This is a genomic window from Pseudomonas sp. LBUM1659 (assembly GCF_059716045.1).
On sequence record NZ_CP166797.1, the window covers coordinates 5,037,828 to 5,063,162 of the forward strand.

Consider the following 25,335-nt stretch of genomic DNA (forward strand, 5'->3'; position numbering starts at 1 on the left):
AATGGCTCCACCGTCCCGGGCTCTTGGCCTGTGAGTGCCAGCACGTGAACGCGGCCGTCCATACGGGCACCCCACGTCTGACCGCTACTGACGCCAGGGGGCTGGCGGTGCGTCAGGTGGTTTACCTGCGCAGCAAAGCCGGGGATGACGTGGCATCACTCAACACCCGACACGTCTATAACACTGCCGGGCATCTGATCGAGCAATGGGATTCGAGGCTGCCTGGACCCAATCTTTGCAACGTCTATCGCCTCTCTGGCGAGGTCATCAGGATCAACAGTGTCGACGCAGGCAGGCGCCTGATCCTGACGGGGCTGGCCGGCGAAGAACTGCAACGCTGGGACCCGCGCGGTCATCATTGGCGCACTCGTTACGATAATCAATTGCGCGCGGTGGCCCTTGATGAAAACGCTCAGCTGAATGTCGAAACTTTCAGCTATGCCGATGCGACGGCCGACCCCGCGTTCAACCTGCGTGGCCAGATGATCACACAAGTCGATCCGTCCGGCCGACTCGAGCTAAGCAGCTTCGGCCTGCGCGGTCAGCCGCGACGCGAAAACCGAACGATTGTCGATGCAAACGCCTGCGTCACTGGCCGAACTTACGGCCCCCTCGGCATGGTGCTGACGCAAATCGATGCAGGGGAACATCAGCAACATTTTCACTACGATCGTGCCGGGCGCCTCAAGGCAGTCGTTCTGCAACTCAAGGATGGCGAGCGACACTGTGTGCTGGAGGATGCACAGTACAACGCTGCCGGCCAGATCGTGGCGCAGACCACCGGCAACGGTGTGGTCAGCCAATGGACTTACGACCCGGCGGACGGCCGCCTCTGCACCCTGAAGGCCGGCAATATCAGCGAACGGTTGCAACAAAACTTCAAGTACTTCTATGACCGGGTGGGCAACATCCTGCGCATAGAAGATCACACCCAGGCCACGGTGTACTTCGCCAACCAGCGCGTCGAGGGGCACCGCGACTTCCGCTATGACTCGCTCTACCGACTGATCAGCGCCAGCGGATTCGAGGGTGAAATACCCAACAATCGGCCGGGTTTGCCGGATGTCATCACCCCGCTCGATCCCGGCCCCCGCTATAACTACACCGAAGAGTTCGAGTACGACTCGGGCAATAACCTGATCGAACTGCGCCATTTGCGCGACCAGCACTGCTTTACTCAGCGGATGTATATCGATCCCGCCAGCAACCGTGGCATGCGCCGGGATGAAAACCAACCGGAACCGGATATCGAGAAACTGTTCGACAGGTCTGGCAACTTATTATGTTTACAACCGGGACAGCCCTTGCAGTGGAATGCCCGCGATCAACTGGAGAAAGTGACTTTAGTTGTCCATGACAATGAACTGCCCGATGACGTCGAATCGTATCAGTACAGTCAAGGCGAGCGGGTCCGTAAACATCATGTGACGCATACCCCTACGGCCACTCACAGCCAGACCGTTATTTACCTGCCAGACCTGGAAATCCGCACCCGCAGCAATGGCGAGCACCTGCACGTTATCAGTGTGTCACTCGCTTACGGCTGCGTGCGCTGCCTGCACTGGGTCACGGATGAACACCCTGATCAACTGCGCTATAGCCTTGATGATCATCTCGGATCCTGCGCATTGGAACTCGATCGCTTCGGTGGCCTGATCAGCGCCGAAGTGTATTTCCCCTACGGCGGTACCGCCTGGTGGGCGGCAAAATCATTGATAGACGCGAGTTACAAGACCCTGCGTTACTCAGGCAAGGAACTGGATGTCAGCGGACTCCACTACTTCGGGTTGCGCTATTACGCGAGCTGGTTGCATCGCTGGATCAGTCCGGACCCCAAAGGAGCCGTTGATGGGTTGAATCTGTATCGGATGGTCGGTAACAACCCGATTCTGTACATCGACAAGTCGGGCGCAACCAAGGCTGTGTTTGAACTGGCCAAAGATTTCATCGGCGTTCTCGGTAAAGCCAAAAATGCCGCCGACCAGTTACACAATCTCGCGGAGGAATTCGACGGACTTGTTCCCGAAGGCGCCGATATTGCCGACGTTCGACTGAGCATGACGCTGGGCACATTCATGAAGTCCAAACATGGATTCAAATCGATTCTCAAAGGGGCCATTGCGGGAAGCACTGTAGCCTCGGCGCTGGGAAGTGTAGTTCCCGGTGTCGGTACGGGCATAGGCGCCGCCGTCGGTATGGTGGTCGGTGCCATTGCGATGCCGTTACTGCGGTATTACTTCTTCAAGAAAGGTTTAAAACTTGCGCAAACGCTGCATACCCAGGAATTGAAAGAGGGCTTGAGCACCGCCCTGGACACAACGAAGAAAGTAGTCAATGGCGCTCAGGACCTTTTAAGCGGCGGTAAAGAGGTGCTCGAAAAAATAAAAAATGGAGTGGCGAGTATCACGAGCTACACAGAGCCCCTGCAGAAAATGTTTTACCAACAGCTGGAGGAACTCGCCTCCGTACATCAACGTGAAGTGATGAAACTGCTCAATACCGGCATCGATCCTTTTGAAGCAATCGATAAAGTGCTGGAAATGGCGAAAGCCACTGCAAACCTTCCAGGCGAAGCAGAAGACGTACCCCGGCGATTGACCAAATTGGAACAGGAAGTCGTGGCGAATACGGTAGAGAAGCCGGTGCCCAAGCCCAGGAAGATGATCCCGAAATTACATAGAACCCTCTCCGAGTCAGCCGCATGAGTGGGCCTACCTGTGAGCCGGTCAAATGAAGCAGAACCTCCACTACCGCACCCCGCGGTTGAATGCCTTCGACAGCCGGGGTTTGCCCGCCAGGCGGGTTGACTACCTGCGCCAAAACGGGCTGCTGGAGGCGCATATCTCGTGCCAGCGTTACAACACCCATGGACACTTGGTGGCGCAATGGGACCCGCGCCTGTCCGGGGCGCGGCCGAACCTGGCCACGGTCTACCGACTCAGCGGCCAACCGATCAAAGTCGACAGCGTCGATGCCGGCTGGCGGATAAGCCTGGCCGGTATAGACGGTGAAATACGGCAACGTTGGGAGCAACGCGGCAGTCATTGGCGCATCGCTTACGACAATCAGTTACGCGAAGTCGCCATTGACGAGAACGGTCAACCGAACGTTGAAACCTTTACGTATGCCGATGCATCAGCCCCTCCCGAGTGCAATGTGCGCGGCCAAATGATCAGGCAAGTCGATACCTCAGGCGTTCTTGAGTTCCACAGCTTCAGCCTGCACGGCCAACCGTCGCGCGACAGCCGAACGATCACCGGCGCCGGCACCTTTACCAGTCAGCGGACTTACAACCCGCTCGGCGCGGTGCTGACCCAGACCGATGCCGGTGATCATCAGCAACAGATGCAGTACGACATCGCCGGGCAGCTGCAACAGGTTCGCCTGCGGCTCACGCCCACGGGGGGTTGGCTGCCCGTTCTGACAGACGCCCGGTATAACGCCGCCAGCCAGATCATTGAGCAGCGCGCCGGCAACCAGGTGGTCAGCCGCTGGACGTACGATGAAGCCGACGGTCGGCTCGATACCCTGGCCGCCGGTGTGCCCGGGCAGGACCTGCTCCAGCACTTTCAGTACGTTTATGATCGGGTCGGGAACCTGTTACACATCAGCGATCTCGCGTTTCAACCGATGTACTTCAAAAACCAGCTCATCGATGGTCATCGAGCGTTTACCTATGACTCGTTGTATCAGCTGACCAGCGCCACCGGCCATGACGCCGCGCCAACCTCCGATCTACCGGGCCGTCCTTTGCCGAGCGATCCCCGGAACCGTCTCAACTACAAACAGATTTACACCTACGACGACGGCGGCAACCTGATCAAGTTGATCCATGAGCGCGCGGTGGGCAGCTACACCCTCGAGATGTTCATAGACCCGTCCAGCAACCGAGGCGTGCGCTGGAAAGCAGGCGACCCCGCCCCCGATTTCGACGGTTTGTTCGACCGCCATGGCAATCAGCTGGCGTCGTCTCCCGGAAGGCCGCTGCACTGGAACAACCGCGATCAACTGGCCGCAGCGACGCTGGTTGAGCGTGACGGCGCGCCCAACGATGAAGAAACCTTTCGCTACAGCCAGGGCACGCGCGTCTGCAAACGCCACGAAACCCATACGTCCAAAACGACGCATTTTCACCAGGTGATTTACCTGCCGGGACTGGAAGTCCGCACCCGCGACAACGGCGAAGTGCTGCACGTCATCACCCTGCCGGGAGGCCGTGGCAGCGTGCGTTGCCTGCATTGGGTCAGCAAAAAACCCGATGGTATCGATCAGGATCAACTGCGCTACAGCCTCGACGATCAACTGGGTTCCAGCCTGATGGAACTTGATCAACTGGCCAGGCAGATCAGCCACGAAGGCTATTACCCGTTTGGCGGCACCGCCTGGCTGACGGCGGTTTCAGCGCTGGAGGTCGATTACAAAACCGTCCGTTATTCGGGCAAGGAAATGGATGAATGCGGGCTTTACTACTACGGCGCTCGTTACTACGCACCATGGTTGCAGCGTTGGGTGAGTGCTGATCCGCAAGGGGATGTGGATGGTTTGAATCTGTATGGGTTTGTGGGTAATAACCCGCTGCGTTATATCGACAGCCACGGTACACGCAAGAAGGATGCTGCAAAACAGCAGATCATCGACGCGTCAAACACGCTATCGGCCGTCAACAGCGAAATGAAGAAACTCAATTATCAACTCTACAATCTCACTCGAACCCGTGACATCTACAAAACTGCAGGCAAAAAATTACTCTATAGCGTGGCTTCGTTTGCCGTCACGTTTCATGCGGGGGCGGCTGGAGCCACAGTGGGTACAGGCATCGGCAGCCTGACGGGCCCGGCGGCACCGGTTGTGGTGCCGATTGCAGCGGCTGTTGGAGGGATTTTTGCCGCCGAAGCGGCTGCCAAATCCATGGACAAAATCGGCGAGGAAACAGGACTGGGATACACCATCACCCCGGACCCCTCAGCGATCTCGGTGAAAAACCTGAAAAGCAAATCCCGCGCCGAGCCTTTCAGCGTTAAAGCGGTGGCACAAAGCTTCAGCCCGGAAAATTCGGCAGGCCTGACAAAAACAGCCATCGAAACCACCGCCAGAGTCATTGGTAAACACCTCAAGGTGCCTTACCTCAAACAAACCCTGGCCATAGCGCGTCAGGCGTCCCAACTGACCGAAGCGCTCAATGATTCCCTTGGCCAAGGCGATCTCGACAGAATAACGTCCAATCTCGACGCATTGGACACCTATCTCAATGACGTAGAGGCGCAGGTCAACGAAGCCCTTGAAACGCTGGCAGGCGCGGCCGTCAGCGATGACAGATTGATCGGCGCCCTCAACATGCCGATGAACTCGGGTGCTCTCGACAGGTCGAGGCTTGAGCAGGACTTCAAAGTCGCACGAAGCGGGATCAAGCAAGCCAGAAACCTGGCCGGAAGAGTTTCTCAGTACCTCAACGAAAAAAGAGCCGCCTGAAGGCCTGCGCTGCGGCGCCGGGCCCTGAATTTTTGGCGCTACTCCATGTTATGGTGCGCGCCCCTACTGCTGATTGTTTCGGACACCATGCTTGCTCGTTCGCGCGCGTTACGCCTGACGCTGTACACCTTGCTGATCATCGCCGGTGCCGTGCTGGCGGCCAGTTTCGCCATGCGACATGCCGAACGCCAGGCCCTGGTCGAAGACGCCGCGCGAGCCAATCAGCAACTGGCGCTGTACGCCAACTCCCTGCACACCCTGATCGATCGCTACCGCGCCCTGCCCGCCGTGCTTGCGCTGGACCCGCAGTTGCGCGCCGCCCTCAACGGCACGGTATCGCCTGAACAGCAGGATGCGCTGAATCGCAAACTGGAAAAAATCAACGGCGCGGCGCAATCCTCGACCCTCGAACTGCTCGACCGCACCGGTCTCGCCGTGGCCGCCAGCAACTGGCGTTTGCCCAGCAGCTATGTCGGCCACAACTACGGCTTTCGTCCGTACTTCAGCGAAACACGCACCCAAGGCACCGGGCGTTTTTATGCGGTGGGCGTGACCAGTGGGATTCCTGGGTATTTTCTGTCCAGCGCGGTCACCGGCGACAACGGCGAGTTTCTCGGCGCAATGGTGGTCAAGCTCGAGTTTCCGGAACTGGAGCGCGAATGGAGTCAGGGCAACGACACATTGCTGGTCAGCGATGCGCGCGGGATCATCTTCATAGCCAACCAGCCGGGCTGGCGTTATCGACTGTTGAAACCGTTGAGCGACAGCGATCACACCGCGCTCAAGGCCACCCGCCAATACGACAAACAACCGCTGACACCGCTGGATTATCAATCGCTGCAGCACTTCGACGACAACAGTGATCTGAGGCGCGTCACGGGCCCCGACGGGACCGCTGATTACCTGTGGGAATCGCTGCCGCTGGCCAGTGAAGACTGGACCCTGCACCTGCTGCGCCGCCCGCAAGTCGCCTTCGAAGACAGCCGCAATGCCGCGCTCGCCGCTGCCGGGCTGTGGCTGGCGCTGGTGTTTCTGTTGCTGTTCCTCAATCAACGCTGGCGCCTGGCCAAAATGCGTCAGCGCAGCCGCGAAGAACTTGAACGACTGGTAGAGGAGCGCACCCGTGATTTGCGCACCGCTCAAGACGGTCTGGTGCAATCGGCCAAACTCGCGGCCCTCGGGCAAATGTCGGCTGCCCTCGCCCATGAAATCAACCAGCCACTGACCGCCCAGCGCATGCAATTGGCAACCTTGCGCCTGCTGCTCGATCACGGTCGGGTCGACGACGCCTACAAGGCGCTCAGGCCAGTGGATGAAATGCTGACGCGCATGGCGGCCCTCACTGGCCACCTGAAAACCTTCGCCCGCAAGAGCCCCAGCGGCCTGCGCGAACGGCTGGATCTGGCGGCGGTGGTGGACCAGTCGCTGCAATTGCTCGATGCGCGTCTGCGTGGCGAACAGGTCAGCACCGTGCTGCACCTGACGCGTCCGGCGTGGGTGCGCGGCGATGCGATTCGTCTGGAACAGGTGCTGATCAATCTGCTGCGCAATGCCCTCGACGCCATGCACGACAAGCCCTGCAAACGTCTGGGAATCCGCCTCGTAGCCGACGAACAACTCTGGCGCCTGAGCGTCAGCGACAACGGTGGCGGCATCGCCGAAGAACACCTGCCGAATGTGTTCGACCCGTTCTTCACCACCAAACCGGTGGGTGATGGCCTGGGCCTTGGTCTGGCGGTATCGTTTGCCATCGTTCACGAATCGGGTGGCCGCCTGCGTGCCGACAATGGCGAAAACGGCGCCGTATTTACCCTGACCTTGCCCATCGATCTGGAGGCGCCTGTCGCATGCTGAATTCAGTGATGGTGGTCGACGACGAAAGCAGCATTCGCAGCGCCGTCGAACAATGGCTGAGCCTGTCGGGTTTTGCGGTGCAGTTATTCAGTCGCGCCGATGAGTGCCTTGCGCAATTGCCCGCGCACTTTCCCGGCGTGATTCTCAGCGACGTGCGCATGCCTGGCATGACCGGGCTGGAGTTGCTGGCCGAAGTTCAACGCCGCGATGCTGACTTGCCGGTGATTTTGCTGACCGGTCACGGCGATGTGCCGATGGCGGTCGAAGCGATGCGCGATGGCGCGTATGACTTTCTGGAAAAGCCCTTCAGCCCGCAAACCCTGCTGAACAGTTTGCGCAGGGCGTTGGACAAGCGTCGGCTTGTACTGGAAAACCGCGCGCTGCATGAACAGGCCGATAACCGCGCCAAACTCGACGCCACCCTGCTCGGCGTGTCCCGTGGTTTACAGACCTTGCGCCGACAGGTGCTGGACCTGGCGGCGTTGCCGGTCAACGTGTTGATCCGCGGTGAAACCGGCAGCGGCAAGGAGCTGGTTGCCCGTTGTCTGCATGACTTCGGGCCGCGTGCCGACAAGCCGTTTGTGGCGCTCAACTGCGCGGCGATTCCCGAGCAGTTGTTCGAGGCTGAATTGTTTGGCCACGAGAGCGGCGCGTTCACCGGCGCCCAGGGCAAACGTATCGGCAAGCTTGAATACGCCGATGGCGGCACGCTGTTTCTCGATGAAATCGAAAGCATGCCCCTGGCCCAACAAGTGAAATTGTTGCGGGTGTTGCAGGAGCAGAAGCTGGAGCGCCTGGGCTCGAATCAGAGCATTCGGGTTGATTTGCGGATCATTGCCGCAACCAAACCGGATCTGCTCGATGAGGCGCGAGCCGGGCGTTTTCGTGAGGATTTGGCCTATCGACTGAACGTCGCCGAATTGCGGCTACCGCCGTTGCGCGAGCGCCGGGAAGACATTCCGTTGTTGTTCGAGTCGTTTGCACAGCATGCCGCCGAGCGTTTGGGGCGGACTTTTGCACCGCTGACCGGCCCGCAGCTTAGGCACCTGCTGAGCCACGACTGGCCGGGCAATGTGCGCGAACTGGCGAACGTCGCTGAGCGGCAAGTGCTGGGATTGAGTGAACCAGAACCCGCGGGAATTGATCCGGGGCAGTCGCTGGCGGCGCAGCAGGAAGCGTTTGAAGCGCATTGTTTGCGCGCGGCGTTGACCCGGCACAAGGGCGATGTGAAAGCGGTGCTTGAAGAACTGCAACTGCCGCGCCGCACCTTCAATGAAAAGATGCAGCGGCATGGGTTGAGTCGGGAGATGTTCTTGCAAGACAGCTGATTTTTTGGTGCCTGATATGGCTTCTTCGCTGGCAAGCCAGCTCCTACAGTAGAGGGGTGTACACAGTTCAAATGTAGGAGCTGGCTTGCCAGCGAAGAGGCCGGCACAGACAACGCAAATAACGACTTTGTAAGCAATTTTCCGCTCACACCCAACCCAACATGAGCGGATTTCCGCTCACCCATCCTTCAAAACCCCTCTAAACCGCCCCTCTCCCTCTTGGCACACCTCCTGCTATAGCCCTCACAGGCTGCGTTTAAACGCGCTCCACAAAAACAATTAAACGAAGGATCCTTCAATGGATAACTCCAACACCCTGCCCCTTGGGTCGGCTGCCGTGCCGGCCAAAGAAAGAACCACTTCCAGCCGCATCAAGTCGATCTTCAGCGGCTCGGTCGGCAACATGGTCGAGTGGTATGACTGGTACGTTTACGCCGCCTTCTCCCTGTACTTCGCCAAGGCCTTTTTCCCCAAAGGCGACACCACCGCCCAACTGCTGAACACCGCCGCGATCTTCGCCGTGGGCTTCCTGATGCGTCCGATTGGTGGCTGGGTGATGGGCCTCTATGCCGACAAGGTCGGGCGCAAAAAGGCCCTGATGGCCTCGGTCTACCTGATGTGCTTCGGCTCGCTGCTGATCGCCCTGAGCCCAGGTTATGAAACCATCGGCATCGGCGCGCCGATCCTGTTGATTTTCGCGCGTTTGCTGCAAGGTCTGTCGGTCGGTGGCGAATATGGCACCTCGGCAACCTATCTCAGCGAAATGGCGACCAAAGAACGTCGCGGCTTCTTCTCCAGCTTCCAGTACGTGACCCTGATCTCCGGCCAGCTCATCGCTCTGGGCGTGCTGATCGTCCTGCAGAATATGCTGACGACCGAACAGCTTTACGCGTGGGGCTGGCGTATTCCGTTCGCCATCGGCGCACTGTGTGCCGTCGTCGCGCTCTACCTGCGGCGCGGGATGGAAGAAACCGAGTCCTTCACCAAGAAAGAGAAGGCCAAGGAAAGCGCCATGCGCACCCTGATGCGCCATCCGAAGGAACTGATGACCGTGGTCGGCTTGACCATGGGTGGAACGCTGGCGTTCTATACCTACACCACGTACATGCAGAAATACCTGGTGAACACGGTCGGCATGAGTATCTCCGACTCCACCACCATTTCCGCCGCCACGCTGTTCCTGTTCATGTGCCTGCAACCGCTGGTAGGTGGGCTGTCCGATAAAATCGGACGCCGGCCGATCCTGATTGCCTTCGGCATTCTGGGCACGCTGTTCACCGTACCGATCCTGACCACCCTGCACACCATCACCACCTGGTGGGGGGCGTTCTTCCTGATCATGGCCGCGCTGATCATCGTCAGCGGCTACACCTCGATCAACGCCGTGGTGAAAGCCGAGCTGTTCCCCACCGAGATCCGTGCGCTGGGCGTGGGTTTGCCGTACGCACTGACCGTGTCGATCTTCGGCGGCACCGCTGAATACATCGCGCTGTGGTTCAAGAGCATCGGCATGGAAACCGGTTACTACTGGTATGTCACCGCGTGCATTGCCGTGTCGTTGCTGGTGTATATCACCATGAAAGACACCCGCAAGCACTCGCGGATCACGACGGACTAAGCTGGTAAGCGAAAAAAAGAAGGGGCAGACCTTAACGGGTCAGCCCCTTTTTCATTTGTGTCGACACAGAACCTGTGGGAGCGAGCCACATTTGGATCTCATCACTGGAATTAACCCGTTTGTCCTTGCACTATGGCGCGATCTGCGAATAAGCCCCAGGAAAGCCTTCCATGCCCGACGACATCCACTTCTACGAACCCGCCAACGGCCACGGCCTGGCGCATGACCCGTTCAACGCCATCGTTGGCCCGCGTCCTATCGGCTGGATTTCCTCGCAGGACGCCAATGGCCGCTTGAACCTGGCGCCCTACAGCTTCTTCAACGCCTTCAACTACATTCCGCCGATCATCGGTTTTGCAAGCGTCGGGCGCAAAGACAGCCTGAACAACATCGAGCAGACCGGCGAATTTGCCTGGAACCTGGCCACTCGCCCGCTGGCCGAGCAGATGAACCAGAGCTGCGCCATGGTCGGGCCTGAGGTCGACGAGTTCGAACTGTCTGGCCTCACGCCTGCCGCCTCGAAAATCATTCAAGTGCCACGGGTCGCTGAAAGCCCGGTGTCCTTTGAGTGCAAGGTCACGCAGATTATTCAGTTGCAGCGCGCAGACGGGAACGTGGTGCCGAGCTGGCTGATTCTCGGCGAAGTGGTCGCCGTGTACATTGCCAAATGGCTGCTCAAGGACGGGGTATACGACACCGCCGCGGCAGAACCGATTCTGCGCGGCGGTGGGCCAGCGGACTATTTTCAGCTGGGGCCGGAGGCGTTGTTCAAGATGTATCGCCCCGGTGCGAACAAGTAACTCACCAAAGCAGATCGGTGTTTTCTTTGACGTCCTTGAGGCGGGTCAGCTCTTTGGCTGCTGCTTCATCGGCCTCATGCGCCGTCTTGAAGGTTCGGTCTTCAAGGACTTTGTGGAAACGCGGTGCGCCCGCACCGCCCAGGGCTTTGACGGCGATGGCTGCGTGATAACCGCCCTCACCCGGTACTACAGCGGAAACAGCTTCGAAGTGATCAAAGGCTTTACGTGCCATGTCGCGGATCCTGGCTGGTTGAGAATGGCCTCATTAAACCCTCAACCCGCCATTTTGTGTACCCACGACTGGGTCTGACCCAACGCCTGGGCGGCCGATATCTCCTTGAAGGTATGAAAATCCAGACTGTTGACCACCAGGTCCTGCACCAATTCGGCAAACACTTCCATCGCCGGGGTGCTGAAATACGCGGTCATGGCCTGCTGGTTCATCCAGAAACCGGACACCAGCCACAACTCGGGATCGCATTGCGAATGTTGCAGGGCAAAGCTCAAGCAACCCGGCGCATTGCGCGACGGCTCGATCAAGGCGCTCAGGCGCGCACCGAGTTCCATCGAACGCCCGGCGCGGGCGCGGACAAAAGCCATATGACTGACGGGGATCTGTATAGACATGTTCAACCCTCCCAGGTACTCGAGTGGCAGCCTTGGGACGGGCCGCGACAGAATCCAAGGTTAAGCGCGCACGTTCCAGCGCGGTTAGTCGATTCCTGCCGGTGTTTTGCACAATCCTGCAGGGTGTCTCAAAAAACCTGTAATGCTCGGCAACACGCTTTAACGCTAATGAAACAAGGCTTTCAAGCAAGTTTTCCTTGGGCCGCCCGGCGCTAGAGGCACCGTTAATCCACTCCGTGCAGAATCAGGCAAGGTTGAGGCAGGATGTGTCTACCGCATCGTCTTGCACAAACTTAAGCTCGGCTCATTACTCACACCCCTCCGAGGATGCCTTGCATGTCGTCGCTCGATCATTTTCAAGCCCCGCTGGACGCCGACATGGAGAAACAGCGCGCAGAACTGGCCGCGATCATCCGCCGCAATACGCAGGAGGATGGCAATTATGCGACAGCCGTCGGTTCGCTCTTCATGTCACGCCATAGCCAGTCCCATGAATTTTCCCCGGGGCTCGCCCAACCGGCGCTGTGCATCATGGCGCAGGGGCGCAAAGAGGTCCGGCTGGCCGATGAGCACTTCAACTACGATCCGCTGAATTACCTGGTGGTGTCAGTTTCGATGCCGCTGAGCGGGCGGGTGGTGAACGTCTCGCCCGAGGCGCCGATCCTTGCTGTGCGGCTGGACATCGACCCGGCGGAAATCTCAGCGCTGATTGCCGACGCCGGACCTTTAGGTGTGCCGACCCGCCCCACCGGTCGTGGCCTGTATGTCGAGCGGGTCGACAGCGCCATGCTCGACGCCGTGCTGCGTCTGGCGCGTTTGCTGGACACGCCGAAAGACATAGCCATGCTCGCGCCGCTGATTCGTCGGGAGATTCTGTACCGGTTGTTGCGCAGCCCGCAGGGCCATCGGCTGTATGAAATTGCGATCGCCAACAGCCAGAGCCATCGCATCAGCCAGGCGATCAAGTGGCTCAACGGCAACTACGAACAACCGCTGCGTATCGATGATTTGGCGAAGGAAGTGAACCTGAGCGTGTCGACGTTGCATCACCGGTTCAAGGCAATGACGGCGATGAGTCCGTTGCAGTATCAGAAGCAACTGCGCCTGCAAGAAGCGCGGCGGTTGATGCTGGCCGAAGGATTGGAGGCTTCGGCGGCGGGGTATCGGGTGGGGTATGAAAGCCCTTCGCAGTTCAGCCGAGAATACAGCCGGTTGTTTGGGGCACCGCCGCTGCGGGATTTGGCGCGGTTGCGGTTGTCGGTCTGATCTGATTTTGCGGTGTGGCTACTGACGCCTTCGCGAGCAAGCCCGCTCCCACATTTCTACCGCATTCTCCTGAAAGAACTCGGTCAAATGTGGGAGCGGGCTTGCCCGCGATGAGGCCAACAAGGCCGACATCAATTCCGGATCAGGCACCCAATACGCGGCAAGACTCAGCCGGCAAGGTCACCGACACCGGGTTGCCAATGCTCAACCCAAACCCCTGGCACGGCGTGCTCAGCGCGGTAAACGTCACCCCGGAACACTCCACCGTGGTTTCAATCGTCGCGCCGATATCACGCACGAACGTCACTTTGCCCAGCAAGCGGTGAAATGGCATGACTATTCCACTTCATCATATCTCTATGTGCGACTTGCCCAGCAACTCCGGAAAGATCGCAAGTCGTGTCCTTTTGCATACGCCATACAACATCGTCAATTCGAAAAAAAATATCGAACGTCACCCTGAGTACGAAGGCGGGCAGTATCGGCATGAAGGGGACGTTCTGCGTTACGAGTTTTTCCACTCCATCGTGCTGGACATTCTGGTGGGTGGGCGCGCCACCTTGCAGGCGTATGTTGCGCCGTTCAGCCATTTGGTGGTGTGAGGCATTTATCGATGCAGGGCTGGATTTCTCCCGGTAGGCCTATGCACGGGTTCGTCGTCCGTGCACGGGTGACTGACAGAATGGTCAGCCTCTGGAGCTCATCCATGAGCCATTGGAGAGAGTGCTCTCCCCTGACTTAGAGTCTGAACTTGCCCACCAGATTATTGAACGAAATGGCCAGGCGCGACAGCTCCTGGCTCGAAGCGCTGGTCTGGTTCGCACCTGCGGCAGTCTGGGTCGACAGGGCCTGAATGTTCACCAGATTGCGATCAACTTCGCGTGCCACATGGGCCTGTTCCTCGGAAGCGGTGGCAATGAGCATGTTGCGGTCATTAATCTGAGCGATACTCTGCGCGATACGCTCAAGGGACTGACCTGTGGCCTGAACCAGCGACTGAGTACTGGTCGCCAGCGTACGGCTGCTGCCCATCGATCGCACGGCCTGGTTGGCGCTGTTCTGTACCGTACCAATCATCCCCTCGATTTCACCGGTAGAGGCTTGAGTGCGGGCGGCCAACGCTCGCACTTCATCCGCGACTACGGCAAAGCCTCGGCCTTGCTCGCCAGCGCGGGCAGCCTCAATGGCGGCATTCAGTGCCAGCAGGTTGGTCTGTTCGGCGATCGCGCGGATGACGTCCAGCACCTTGCCAATATCTTGCACCCCTCCCGCCAGCTTTTCGACAGAGGCGGTGGACGCGGTGATTTCGGCGCTGACACTGTTAATGGCATTCACTGCTTCAAGCGCCTGGTCTCGGCCTTTGGCTGTTTCTTCGCTGGTGCTTTTCGATGCGTCGGAAGTGGAAATGGCGTTGCAGGCAACTTCTTCGACCGCTGCGGTCATTTGCGTGACGGCGGTCGCGGCTTGCTGGATTTCGTCGTTCTGGCGTGTCAGGCCGCGGCTGCTTTCCTCGGTCACCGCATTGAGTTCTTCGGCAGCTGAAGCGAGTTGTTCCGCTGCGCTGGCGATTTGTTGGATCGTAGCCTTGAGACTGCCCTGCATGTCGCCAAGAGCGATCAGCAGTTGGCCCGTCTCATCACGGCCAGTACTGATGATCGTCTGGCTCAGGTCCCCGGCTGCCACACGCCGAGCACTGGCAACGGCCGTGGCGATCGGTCGACTGATCACGCGACTGATGAACACGCCCAACATCAGCGCGGCAATGAATGCGACGGCAATGCAGATGTAGAGAGCAGTATTGGCCGAGAGCGCCTGTTGCGAAGCATTCACGGCGCCTTCGTCAATCTGGCGGTTATTCGACTCCACCATGATTGTCAGTTCGTCCATCACCGTCTGATAAGCTTTTTGCACATCAGTATCCAACAGTGTTCTCGCCCCCTCGATATCCCACTTGGCAATCAAACCGACAGCTCGGTCGACCAGTGCCTGATAGGCTGGCCAGTCCTTCGCCATTTTGTCTCCGGCGGCGCGTTCATCGTCTTCCAGAGGGCTGGCACGGTATATGGAAAACGCTTTTTCACTGGCCGCCCGGTTGGCAGTGATACTGGCCAGAATCTCACTCTTCACGCTCTGAGACCCATTGGCAGCGATCACCGCCATGAGTCGATACAAATCGCGGTTCTGAGAGACAGCGCTGGTTCTGGTTTCTGCGATTTTGGTGACAGACAGCAAGTTATTGGAGAAGACCGCCTGGAGGGTACTCGAAAGGGTGGTGATACCCCGACTTCCCAGTACGCCCACTCCTAATGTAATAAATGCGCAAAGCGCGAATGAAAAAATGAGTTTGGTCGACAGCTTGGCGTCATAAAACCAGTTCATGCTGAGACATCCTATGGTGGGCAGCGAGGCATGCGATAGGTTGCAAGAGAAAGCAGGAATGAATTCCCACACAGTGTGTTCACGTTGGGGTCGCTGGCGGCTGGTCGTTGTGATCGTCGACCGGATGGTCATCGGCATGGTCGCCACCCTTGCTGATCAGTCTGCTGAACTGAATGCCAATCTCGAACAGCAACCACATTGGCACCGCGAGCAGTGTCTGCGAGAAGATGTCCGGCGGCGTCAGGATCATCCCCACGACGAAGCAGCCGATGATCACGTACGGGCGGATTTTCTTCAGGTAGGCCACGTTGACCACGCCGATCCACACCAGCAGCACCACGGCCACGGGAATCTCGAACGCCACGCCAAAGGCAAAAAACAGGGTCATGACGAAATCGAGGTAGCTGGAAATGTCGGTCATCATTTCCACGCCTGCCGGGGTGGCGGCGGCGAAGAACTTGAAGATGAGCGGAAATACCAGGTAATAGGCGAACGCCATGCCGGCGTAGAACAGCACGATGCTCGACATCAGCAAGGGGACGGCGATGCGCTTTTCGTGCTTGTACAGGCCCGGCGCGATGAAACCCCAGACCTGGTGCAGAATTACCGGGATCGCCAGGAACAGCGACACCATCATGGTCAGCTTCAACGGCGTGAGGAACGGCGAGGACACGTCGGTGGCGATCATCGTCGCGCCCACCGGCAAATACTGGCGCAGCGGCGTGGAAACGAAGGTGTAGATCTGCTGGGTGAACGCGAACAGCCCGGCGAAGATGATGAAGATCGCCGCGACGCAACGCAGCAGGCGCGTGCGCAGTTCGGTGAGGTGCGAGACCAACGGCATGTGTTGATCGTTTTCGGGAAGGTCGCTCATGGGGCTCGCGGCGGCAAAGTGTTGTCGTGAAGGGCCGGCTTGATCGGCGCCGGTTCAGCAACGGTCGTGGTCTCCGACGTGGCGAAGGCGGGCGTCGCTGCCGCCGTGGGTGCAGGAATCGTCGGCTCCGCCACTGGCTGCACCGGCGTCGGCTCCTGCTGGGTCGGGGTGAAAATCTTCCGCGCCTCTTGCTCCAGCGACAGAATGTGCTCGTTGTGCAGTTGCCGACGAATCTCGTCGGCACCGATTTCCCGTTCAACTTCCTGTTTGATCGCGTTGAAGCTGCGCTTCAAGCGCCCGACCCACAGGCCGGCGGTGCGCGCAGCACCCGGCAGGCGCTCGGGGCCCAGCACCAGCAGGGCTACGAGGCCGACGAGCAGCAGTTCAGAGAAGCTGATACCAAACATTAGTCAGTGCTCACACGTCTTTGCGGATCGGCTCTTCGACTTTTTGCGCCTGCACGTCGATGGTGTGCGGCTGGTTCACGGACTGCGTGGTCTGCGGCTGAACAGGCGGAACCGGTTGGGCCGGGGTCACCATCGGATCGGCTGGTTTTTCATCGTCGTTCATGGCTTTCTTGAAGCCCTTGATCGACTCGCCAACATCTGTGCCGAGGTTTTTCAGTTTCTTGGTGCCGAATACCAACACGACAACAACCAGGATGACGATCCAGTGTTTCCAGTCAAAAATGCCCATGTTGCTGCTCCTCTCTAATCATTGTTCAGGCGGACGGGCGCGAGGCTTTCTCGGCGTGTCCGGAGAGACCGAAACGACGGTCCAGTTCATCGAGTACAGCCTGTGGATGCTGCCCGAGTTGCGCATGACCATGCTGTGGGACCATAAATCGGCGGTCTCGTAGATCACATCACTGCAGTCGCCACTGACGGCGGCGTCCTTGGCGGCAATGATGGTTTCGACCGATTCTTCGCCGACTTTTTCCAGAATCTTGTTCAAGCCCTTGTGGTACAGGCTGGCGACGTACGAGCTGTCGACGGCGGCGCCTTTGCGCTCTACCAGCACTTGGGCCAGCCGGGTCAACGTATCACTCATGGGAATGCCCTGCGGAATAGATGGCGTGCGGGTCTTTCAGTACCGAGTCGACAGTGGTTGATGCGATATCCTCATCGACAAATTGCATATCGTTGAGCTCGCTTGACATCTCACGCTCGGAAGCGTCGGGTCCTGGCCGTAGCCCCGTCGATCCAAATATCCAATGTTGGGGAGCTGAGGGTGAACACCACTTCCTTGCGGCACTGGATAGCCCCGAACAAATTATTCATAGCTAAATTTTCCGCGGGTCGTGATAGGCAGAAATCGGCCACAAGCATCCGATGGACACGGTGATGGCATTATCGCCGCGTCCTGCCGACGGATCACCACCATCACCTGCCACGTCCCCTATTTCAGTACTACCGTGACTTCGCCAGATTCAATTTGAACTCCGGCTGCTCCCACAGCTTTGGGAACTGCCCGCCAAAGAGCCGGCAAAGCCACAATCAAATCGGGATCAGGCACCCAACACGCGGCAAGACTCTGCCGGCAAGGTCACCGACACCGGGTTGCCAATGCTCAACCCAAACCCCTGGCACGGCGTGCTCAGCGCGGTAAACGTCACCCCGGAACACTCCACCGTGGTTTCAATCGTCGCGCCGATATCGCGCACGAACGTCACCTTGCCCAGCAAGCGGTTCCCCGCCGTCGCCTGCGGGTGCGACAGTTGCAGGTCTTCAGGGCGAATCAGCATCTTCACTTTCTCGCCGACCACAATGCTGCTGCAGATCGGCACGTCCAGTGCATCGCCACCTGGCAAACCAACCTTGCCATTGCCCAGCGCCGTGGCCGGGAAGATGTTGCCGGAACCGATAAAGTCCGCGACAAATTCGTTGGCCGGGTGGCGGTAGATTTCAATCGGCGTGCCGACTTGCTGCACGCGATGTTCACCCAGCACCACGACGATATCAGCCATGGTCATCGCTTCCCGCTGATCGTGGGTCACCATGATCGTCGTGATGTTGAGGCGTTGTTGCAGCTGACGGATTTCCACCTGCATCGATTCACGCAGCTTGGCGTCCAGCGCCGACAGCGGCTCATCCAGCAGGAGGATTTTTGGTCGCGAAGCAATCGCCCGGGCAATCGCCACGCGCTGACGCTGACCGCCGGAAAGTTTTGCCACCGGGCGATCAATCATTTCCTGCAGCTGAATCAGCTCCAGCAATTCCACCACTCGCTTCTGCTGATCAGCTTTGCTGACACCACGCAGTTTCAGCGGATAAGCGATGTTCTCCCCCACCGTCATGTGCGGGAACAAGGCCAGCGATTGAAACACCATGCCGAAATTGCGCTCGTGCGCCGGGGTGTGGCCAATGTCTACGCCGTCCAGGCGAATCTCGCCGCCGGTGAGGGTTTCGAGGCCCGCGATCATCCGCAGCAAGGTGGTTTTACCGCAGCCCGACGGGCCGAGGAAGCACACCAGTTTGCCCTCGGGCAAATGCAGGTTTACATCTTTTACCGCGCAGGCCGAGCCGTAGTGTTTCTCGACGTTTTCCAGAATCAGACCAGACATGTGAATCACCTAAAAAATAAGGTTCTGGCTGGAGGTCGCCGAGCGAAGATCAGGCAAGGCAAAAGTCTGCGAAGAAGCGGAGTTGACTTTAGTCAATGAGCATTCTGAGCGGACTTTTAACGCAGCATGATCGAGCGCAGGCACCTCCAGGCAGAAGCTAGAACGAAACGCCACCTTCACCGACTAGCTTCTCCAGCGCCCAAATCAGGACGAAGTCGATCAGCACGATCAGCACGGCAAACGAGAAAACGGTAGGGTCGAGCGAAGACACGGTGCGGCTGTACATCCAGATCGGCACGGTCATCACGTCGATGGTGTAGAGGAAATAGGTCACGGTGAATTCGTTGAAAGAAACGATGAACGCCAGCAGCGCACCTGCCAGGATCCCCGACTTCATCAACGGCACCACCACATCGACAATCGCCCGGGTCGGCGAAGCACCGAGCATTTGCGCGGCCTCCTCGACTTCGCTGCCAATGGACAGCATCGCCGCGGTGCAGTTTTTCACCACGAATGGCAACGCCAGGATCACGTGGGCAATCACCAGTCGCGAGGTGGTCATCTGGAACGGCAGGCTGTCGAACACCAGCAGCAACGCCAGGCCCAACACCACCATCGGAAACACCAACGGCAGCGACATCAATTGCAGCGCCACGGCTTTGCCATGGAACTCGCAACGGGTCAGCGCATAAGACGCCGGCACCGCGATGATCGTGGCGAAGACCATGGTCAGGCACGCGACCATCAGGCTGGTCGTCATGGCTTTGCCCAGGCTCAGCACGTCGTTGCCGTCCGGCGAGACGAAGGTGTGCCAGGCGGCCTTGTACCATTGCAGGCTGTAGCTGGTCGGCGGAAAGTCGAGGTTCGACGAACCGCTGAACGACATCACGATCATGGTCAGGATCGGCAACACTGCCAGCAGCAGGATGAAGCCCGAGAGAATGCCGGCGAACTTGCCGGTTTCGCCCGGCAGCAGCCCATAACGTTTCTTGATCAGGGTACTCATTGCGAAGCCTCCAGCATGCGCCGACGGCGGCCAGTAAAGTATTCAGAGAACGTCATGATCGCCAGGGTAGTGACAATCAACACCACACCGGCAGCGGACGCGGCGGGCCAGTTCATCAGTGGCGCGATCTGGTCATGAACCATCACCGCCAGCATCGGCACGCGACGGCCACCAAGCAGCAAAGGCACCACGAAACTGCTGGCGTTGTAAGCGAATACCAACGTTGCACCGGTGATGATCCCCGGAAAACTCATCGGCAGAACCACCTGACGGAACACCTGGAAGCGACTGGCGCCCAGGGTCGCAGCGGCTTCTTCGTAAGTACGGGCGACGCCGCGCATGGCGCTGGCGATTGGCAACACGGCCAACGGGAACGCGGTTTGCACCAGGCCCATCAAGACGCCGTTCTGGTTGTACAGCAGCATGATCGGTCGTTTGATCAGTCCCAGGCCCATCAGCGCCTGATTGAGCATTCCGCCCGGGCCGAGAATCACCAGCCAGCCGTAGCTTTGCAGCAGCAGGTTGACCAGCAGCGGCAACAGCACCGCGGCGAGGAAAATCCGGCGCACGAACGGCGAGGTCAGGCGCGACATGGTGTAGGCCACCGGGATCGCCAGCACCACGGCGATCACAGCGCTGATCAGCGCCAGGCGCAGGGTCAGCAGCAAGGATTTGAGGTAATACGGTTCCAGCAATTGGGCGTAACTGGCCAGGCTGAACCCGGTCCATTCCGCGCCTTTGGTGCCCACGCTCATGCGCAGGACCAGCAGGCTGGCGGCGATCAGTACACCGAGAAACAGCATCGACGGCGTCAGGAAAAACCAGGCGCGGGTCGTCGGCGAAACACCCCGTTGCGCACGCTCGGGGGCGACGCTTACCGGATGAGTCAGAGGTTGGTGTTCCATAGCAAGGGTCTCGTCAATGGAAGATCTCGGCGAGTGCTGCGCACTCGATCGCGGGCAAGCCATGCTCCTACAGGTAAGGTGCTGCTCTTGTAGGAGCAAGGCTTGCCCGCGATGAGGTTCGAAGAACCTCCCTGCGATTCAGATCAGGAAGAAAAGATTTCCGTGTAGCGACGAATCCATTGGTCATGCACGGTGGCCAGGAAGGCGTTGTCGTGCATGATCGCCTTCTCGGCAATCTGCTCTGGCGTGAGGATGTACGGGCTCTTGCGCGCTTCGGCGGAGATGATCGCCTTGGCGTTGACCGGGCCGTTGTAGATGTCTTCAGCCATCTTGCCCTGCACCAGTGGGTCCAGAGAGTGGTTGATGAAGGCGTACGCCATGTCGGTGTCGCCCGGACGGTTCTTCGGCATGACCGAGAGCATCAGGTCGGTGTAGAAACCTTCCTTCATGCCGAACGTGGCGCCCAGACCGTAGGCCGGATCGCGGATTTGTTTCGGGAAGAATGCTGGCGCGTACAGGCCGCCCATGTCCAGGGAACCGGTGCGGAACAGCTCGGCGATCTGGTTCGGGTTTTCACCCAGGGTCACCACACGATCTTTCAGCTCGGCGAGTTTCTTGAAGCCCGGCTCAATGTTGTGCTCGTCACCACCGGCCAGTTTGGCGGCGATGATGATCAGGTCCATGGCCTCGGTCCAGTTTGGCGGCGGCAGGAAGATGTTCGGCGCGGCGTCGGCGTCCCACAGGGAGGCGTAGCTGGTCGGGGCTTCTTTCTGGGTGCGAGTGCTGTAGACCAGGCTGTTGCACCACAGGAGGTAACCGATACCGTGGCCATTGGCGCCGGTGCGGTATTTTTCCGGTACGTCGACCAGGTTGGGAATACGGTTGAGGTCGGGTTTTTCCAGCAGGTTGGCGGCGGCCAGACCTTCGGCACCGACGCCTGCCAGGGTGATGATGTCGTACTGCGGACGATCACCGCCAGCCTTGAGTTTGGCGACCATTTCCGAGGTACTGCCGGTGCGGTCAGCGATGACCTTGCAGCCGTACTTGTCTTCGAAGGTCGCAGCGATGTTGCGCAGGGCTGCCAGGCCTGTGTCATCGGACCAGGTCAGCAAACGCAGGGTTTTGCCCGCAAAGCGAGTATCGCTGGCATTGGCCTTGATGAACGGCATGCTCATGGCCGCTGCTGCCACCGAGGCTACGCCTACGGTTTTGATGAATTGACGTCTGTTCAGATCATGCTCGCCCATTACGGACTCCCTTTGTTTTTGTAGGTATAAGGCAGGTCGAAACTGTTGCATTCGCGCGACCGGACCAGCGTTATCCCCCGTATTTTCGGGGGCTTGGCTGAGCCGACGGGTTCATCCTGAGGTTGCGCAAAACACCTGACTATCGATAAAAATTCATTGAAGCCATGACGCCAGTGCATGCCTCCTTTCGAGGCATGCACTCACCTTTTTCGTGCCGTCAGACAGCCCGAATCACGTGTTTGATTTCCTGGAACGCCTGCAAGCCCCACGGCCCCAATTCGCGGCCGATGCTGCTCTGTTTGTAACCACCCCAGGCGGTCTGCGGGAAGATCACCTGCGGCGCGTTGATCCATACCAGCCCCGCCTGCAAAGCGTTGGCGACCCGATCAGCCGCTTCGGCATTGCGCGTGACCACGCTGGCCACCAGACCGAACTGACTGTCGTTGGCCAAGGCAATCGCCTCGGCTTCAGAGGCAAAACTGCGCACGCAGATCACCGGGCCGAAAATCTCTTCACACCACAGCGCACTGTCGAGGGGCACTTCGGTGAAGATCGTCGGCTGCAAAAAATAACCGCGCGGTAGATCAGCCGGACGGTTCCCGCCGCAAATCAACTTGGCGCCCGCACTCAAACCACGATCAATGTGGCCCAGCACACGCTGGTATTGCGCCTGATTGACCAGCGCGCCCATTTCCACGGCCGGGTCGAACGGGTCGGCCACGCGAATGGCTTCAGTGCGCGCCTTCAGACGCAACAGGAATTCATCGGCCAGTTCGTCGGCGACCAGCACGCGGCTGGTGGCGGAACACATTTGCCCGGCATTGAAGAAACCGCCGCCACAGGCCACTTCCACCGCCAGGTCGACGTCGGCATCGGCCAGCACCAGCAGCGACGATTTACCGCCCAGCTCCAGGCTCACGCCTTTGACGGTTTCCGCCGCGCGTTGCATGACCTGCACGCCCACCGCGTTGCTGCCGGTGAAGGAAATTTTGGCGATGCGCGGATCCGCCGACAGTGGCGCGCCGACCGCCAGGCCGGTGCCGCACACCAGGTTGAAGACCCCGGCTGGCAAACCGGCTTTCGCGATGATTGACGCCAGCTCCAGCTCCGGCAGCGGCGTCACCTCTGAAGGCTTGAGCACCACGCAGCAACCGGCAGCCAGCGCCGGAGCGAGTTTCCAGGCGGTGGTGACCATCGGGAAATTCCACGGCACGATCAGTCCGACCACACCGGCCGGCTCGCGGCGCAGACGCGCACTGAAATCTTCGCTCGGCAATTGAACGGCGCTGTCTTGTTTAGCGTCGAGTCCTTCGGCCAGACCGGCGTAATACTCGAAGGTGGCGATCACGTCATCGACATCGATGGCCGCTTCGAACAACGGCTTGCCATTGTTGCTCGACTGCACCTGCATCAACTGCTCGCGACCGGCCTTAACGCCCGCCGCGATGTTGCGCAGCAGGGCGCCACGCTCGGCGCCCGTGGTTTTCGACCAGTGCACGAACGCCTGGGTCGCCGCGCTCACCGCGTGATCGACGGCCTGTGCATCACCGCCATTGACGGTGGTCAACAGGGCTTCGGTCGCCGGGTTGATTACGCGCAGGTGTTCGTTGCCCGCCGACCATTGACCGTCGATGAACAGACCGTCCAGCGTCGCAGGGAACGTCATTTCGACACCGCCTTCATCCACTGGGTCTGATCGATTTCAATCAAGGTCGGGCCTTGGCGATCAGCCGCGGAACGCAGCGCAGTACGCAGTTGCTCGACGCCGCTGATCGCTTCCGCCGCGCAACCCAGTGCCTTGGCCACGCCGATGAAGTCAGGGGTGTAGATGTCGACGCCGACCGGCTCGATGGCGCGGTTGACCATGTACTTCTTGATCTCTTCGTAGCCTTGGTTATTCCACAGCAGCACGATCACCGGGGTGCGCGCTTCAACGGCACTGGCCAGTTCCGGCAGGGTGAATTGCAGGCCGCCGTCACCGATCAGACACACCACCGGCGGACGCGAACCGCCTTCAACGCTACCGCCAAGCCAGGCGCCGATAGCGGCCGGCAAGGCGTAACCGAGGGTGCCGTAACCGGTGGACGAGTTGAACCAGCGACGTGGGCGCTCGGGGTTGAACGTCAGGTTGCCGGTGTAGACAGGCTGGGTCGAATCGCCGACGAACACAGCGTCCGGCAGCACGCGCAATACCGTTTCAAGGAAGCAAGTCTGGGCCAGTGTCGGGGCATCCCAGGTCTCGGCAAGGTCTTTACGCAAACGGGCGGCACGGGCCTGCCCCCAATCGCTGCGACGCTCGGCCAGCGCCTGCTGGGACAGCGCACTCAGCAAAGCCTGGGCGGCGTTGCGCGAGTCAGACACCAGCGCCACGTGCGGCGGATAGTTGCGCACGGTCTGGTCCGGGTCGATGTCCACGCGTAGCAATTGACCAGGAATCTCGAAACCACCGGCAAAGGTGACGTCGTAGTCGGTCTCGGCCAGCTCGGTGCCGATGGCCAATACCACGTCGGCCTCGGCCACCAGTGCACGCGTCGCGACCAGGCTTTGGGTGGAACCGATCAGCAACGGGTGGCTGGATTCGAGCATGCCTTTGGCGTTGATGGTCAGTGCCACCGGTGCGTCCAGCAGTTCGGCCAGTTCAGTCAGTTCAGCGGCGGCATCGATGGCACCGCCACCGGCGAGAATCAGCGGACGCTTGGCGCCGGCCAGCAATTCGGTCATGCGCGAAACGGCGGTCGGCGATGCGCCAGCGCGGTCGATGTTCACCGGTACGCTGGTCAGCAGGTCATCAGCTTCTTCGACCAAAACATCCAACGGAATTTCGATGTGCACCGGACGCGGACGACCGGCCTGGAACAGCGCAAAGGCACGCGCCAGTACGCCTGGCAACTCGGACGCCGACATCAAGGTGTGGGAAAACGCCGCCACGCCGGCAACCAATGCGCCCTGGTTCGGCAGTTCATGCAGCTTGCCGCGACCGCCGCCCAACTGGCTGCGCGATTGCACGCTGGAGATCACCAGCATCGGGATCGAATCGGCGTAAGCCTGACCCATGGCGGTGGTGATGTTGGTCATGCCAGGGCCGGTGATGATGAAGCACACACCCGGTTTGCCGCTGGTGCGTGCATAACCGTCGGCCATGAAACCGGCGCCCTGTTCGTGACGTGGAGTGACGTGGTTGATGCTCGAACGGGCCAGCCCGCGATACAGCTCCACGGTATGAACCCCGGGAATGCCGAACACCTGCTCGACCCCATAATCTTCGAGTAACTTGACCAATACTTCGCCGCACGTCGCCATCTGATTTGCCCTTCTTGTTCGTTTGAGACGCCGGGCCTGCGCATTGTTTATGATGGGTGGGCAGGTCCAGGGATGGCCTCATTGGAACGGGCGACACGT

The 25,335-nt window shown here is 59.4% G+C and carries 20 protein-coding genes and 3 pseudogenes; 8 read left to right on the forward strand and 15 right to left on the reverse strand.

Annotated elements, in window-relative coordinates; all coding sequences use genetic code 11:
- Positions 1–44 precede the first annotated feature (44 nt).
- The 6 genes from ACA048_RS22800 to ACA048_RS22825 all read left to right on the forward strand — a co-directional run bounded on the left by ACA048_RS22800 (position 45) and on the right by ACA048_RS22825 (position 11,069).
- Positions 45–2,705 carry an RHS repeat-associated core domain-containing protein gene (locus ACA048_RS22800; RefSeq protein WP_497626391.1) on the forward strand — a complete coding sequence of 887 codons (2,661 nt, stop codon included), beginning with the start codon at positions 45–47 and terminating at the stop codon, positions 2,703–2,705.
- 25 nt (positions 2,706–2,730) lie between these two features.
- Entirely contained in the window at positions 2,731–5,469 is a 2,739-nt protein-coding gene (locus tag ACA048_RS22805; RefSeq protein WP_497626392.1) for an RHS repeat-associated core domain-containing protein, read from the forward strand.
- Between the two features lie 87 nt (positions 5,470–5,556).
- Positions 5,557–7,323, forward strand: a complete 1,767-nt coding sequence (locus ACA048_RS22810) for a sensor histidine kinase (protein ID WP_497626393.1) — start codon at positions 5,557–5,559, stop codon at positions 7,321–7,323.
- Positions 7,317–8,651 (forward strand): sigma-54-dependent transcriptional regulator, encoded by a 1,335-nt coding sequence (locus ACA048_RS22815; RefSeq protein ID WP_497626394.1) that lies wholly within the window; start codon positions 7,317–7,319, stop codon positions 8,649–8,651. Before ACA048_RS22810 ends, ACA048_RS22815 begins: the two co-directional genes overlap by 7 nt.
- Before the next feature lie 298 nt (positions 8,652–8,949).
- Positions 8,950–10,269: an MFS transporter gene (locus ACA048_RS22820; protein WP_497626395.1), complete on the forward strand. Its 1,320-nt coding sequence runs from the start codon at positions 8,950–8,952 to the stop codon at positions 10,267–10,269.
- A gap of 170 nt (positions 10,270–10,439) precedes the next feature.
- Complete coding sequence (locus ACA048_RS22825) at positions 10,440–11,069, forward strand: flavin reductase family protein (protein WP_497626396.1); 630 nt, start codon at positions 10,440–10,442, stop codon at positions 11,067–11,069.
- A 1-nt stretch (position 11,070) separates the two neighbouring features.
- Here the strand turns inward: ACA048_RS22825 and ACA048_RS22830 are convergent, their stop codons facing one another.
- Together ACA048_RS22830 and ACA048_RS22835 are read right to left on the reverse strand one after the other, a co-directional pair.
- Entirely contained in the window at positions 11,071–11,301 is a 231-nt protein-coding gene (locus ACA048_RS22830; RefSeq protein ID WP_223520321.1) for a hypothetical protein, read from the reverse strand.
- 41 nt (positions 11,302–11,342) lie between these two features.
- Positions 11,343–11,696 (reverse strand): putative quinol monooxygenase, encoded by a 354-nt coding sequence (locus ACA048_RS22835; RefSeq protein WP_497626397.1) that lies wholly within the window; start codon positions 11,694–11,696, stop codon positions 11,343–11,345.
- Positions 11,697–12,032: 336 nt separating this feature from the next.
- Here ACA048_RS22835 and ACA048_RS22840 point away from each other — a divergent pair, with 336 nt between their 5' ends.
- Positions 12,033–12,962, forward strand: coding sequence for an AraC family transcriptional regulator (locus ACA048_RS22840; RefSeq protein WP_497626398.1), 930 nt, complete (start codon positions 12,033–12,035; stop codon positions 12,960–12,962).
- Between the two features lie 142 nt (positions 12,963–13,104).
- On the opposite strand, the pseudogene ACA048_RS22845 reads toward ACA048_RS22840, so the two are convergent.
- Positions 13,105–13,287, reverse strand: a pseudogene (locus tag ACA048_RS22845) (polyamine ABC transporter ATP-binding protein); the annotation flags it as partial.
- A gap of 7 nt (positions 13,288–13,294) precedes the next feature.
- On the opposite strand from ACA048_RS22845, the gene ACA048_RS22850 reads away from it, so the two are divergent.
- Positions 13,295–13,564 carry a hypothetical protein gene (locus tag ACA048_RS22850; RefSeq protein ID WP_497629952.1) on the forward strand — a complete coding sequence of 90 codons (270 nt, stop codon included), beginning with the start codon at positions 13,295–13,297 and terminating at the stop codon, positions 13,562–13,564.
- A 136-nt stretch (positions 13,565–13,700) separates the two neighbouring features.
- On the opposite strand, the gene ACA048_RS22855 is transcribed toward ACA048_RS22850, so the two are convergent.
- The 12 genes and pseudogenes from ACA048_RS22855 to ACA048_RS22910 all read right to left on the reverse strand — a co-directional run bounded on the left by ACA048_RS22855 (position 13,701) and on the right by ACA048_RS22910 (position 25,236).
- Positions 13,701–14,564 (reverse strand): methyl-accepting chemotaxis protein, encoded by an 864-nt coding sequence (locus ACA048_RS22855; RefSeq protein WP_497629918.1) that lies wholly within the window; start codon positions 14,562–14,564, stop codon positions 13,701–13,703.
- Positions 14,559–15,479 (reverse strand): annotated as a pseudogene (locus ACA048_RS22860) (MCP four helix bundle domain-containing protein); the annotation flags it as partial. The pseudogene ACA048_RS22860 and the gene ACA048_RS22855, both read right to left, overlap by 6 nt.
- Positions 15,421–16,215: a twin-arginine translocase subunit TatC gene (gene tatC, locus ACA048_RS22865; protein WP_497626399.1), complete on the reverse strand. Its 795-nt coding sequence runs from the start codon at positions 16,213–16,215 to the stop codon at positions 15,421–15,423. The pseudogene ACA048_RS22860 and the gene tatC, both read right to left, overlap by 59 nt.
- Positions 16,212–16,622 carry a Sec-independent protein translocase protein TatB gene (tatB, locus tag ACA048_RS22870; RefSeq protein WP_497626400.1) on the reverse strand — a complete coding sequence of 137 codons (411 nt, stop codon included), beginning with the start codon at positions 16,620–16,622 and terminating at the stop codon, positions 16,212–16,214. Before tatB ends, tatC begins: the two co-directional genes overlap by 4 nt.
- Positions 16,623–16,632: 10 nt before the next feature.
- Complete coding sequence (locus tag ACA048_RS22875) at positions 16,633–16,911, reverse strand: twin-arginine translocase TatA/TatE family subunit (RefSeq protein ID WP_497626401.1); 279 nt, start codon at positions 16,909–16,911, stop codon at positions 16,633–16,635.
- A gap of 25 nt (positions 16,912–16,936) precedes the next feature.
- Positions 16,937–17,265 (reverse strand): annotated as a pseudogene (locus ACA048_RS22880) (phosphoribosyl-ATP diphosphatase).
- A gap of 457 nt (positions 17,266–17,722) precedes the next feature.
- Positions 17,723–18,778, reverse strand: coding sequence for an ABC transporter ATP-binding protein (locus tag ACA048_RS22885; RefSeq protein ID WP_140667591.1), 1,056 nt, complete (start codon positions 18,776–18,778; stop codon positions 17,723–17,725).
- A 157-nt stretch (positions 18,779–18,935) separates the two neighbouring features.
- Positions 18,936–19,784: an ABC transporter permease gene (locus ACA048_RS22890; RefSeq protein WP_497626402.1), complete on the reverse strand. Its 849-nt coding sequence runs from the start codon at positions 19,782–19,784 to the stop codon at positions 18,936–18,938.
- Entirely contained in the window at positions 19,781–20,689 is a 909-nt protein-coding gene (locus ACA048_RS22895) for an ABC transporter permease (RefSeq protein ID WP_497626403.1), read from the reverse strand. Before ACA048_RS22895 ends, ACA048_RS22890 begins: the two co-directional genes overlap by 4 nt.
- A gap of 143 nt (positions 20,690–20,832) precedes the next feature.
- The gene (locus tag ACA048_RS22900) at positions 20,833–21,936 is read right to left on the reverse strand and encodes an extracellular solute-binding protein (RefSeq protein WP_095942819.1); all 1,104 of its coding nucleotides are present in this window, start codon (positions 21,934–21,936) and stop codon (positions 20,833–20,835) included.
- Between the two features lie 217 nt (positions 21,937–22,153).
- Positions 22,154–23,602: an aldehyde dehydrogenase family protein gene (locus ACA048_RS22905; RefSeq protein WP_497626404.1), complete on the reverse strand. Its 1,449-nt coding sequence runs from the start codon at positions 23,600–23,602 to the stop codon at positions 22,154–22,156.
- Positions 23,599–25,236, reverse strand: a complete 1,638-nt coding sequence (locus ACA048_RS22910) for a 5-guanidino-2-oxopentanoate decarboxylase (protein WP_497626405.1) — start codon at positions 25,234–25,236, stop codon at positions 23,599–23,601. The genes ACA048_RS22905 and ACA048_RS22910 overlap by 4 nt, the downstream gene beginning before the upstream one ends.
- Positions 25,237–25,335 lie beyond the last annotated feature (99 nt).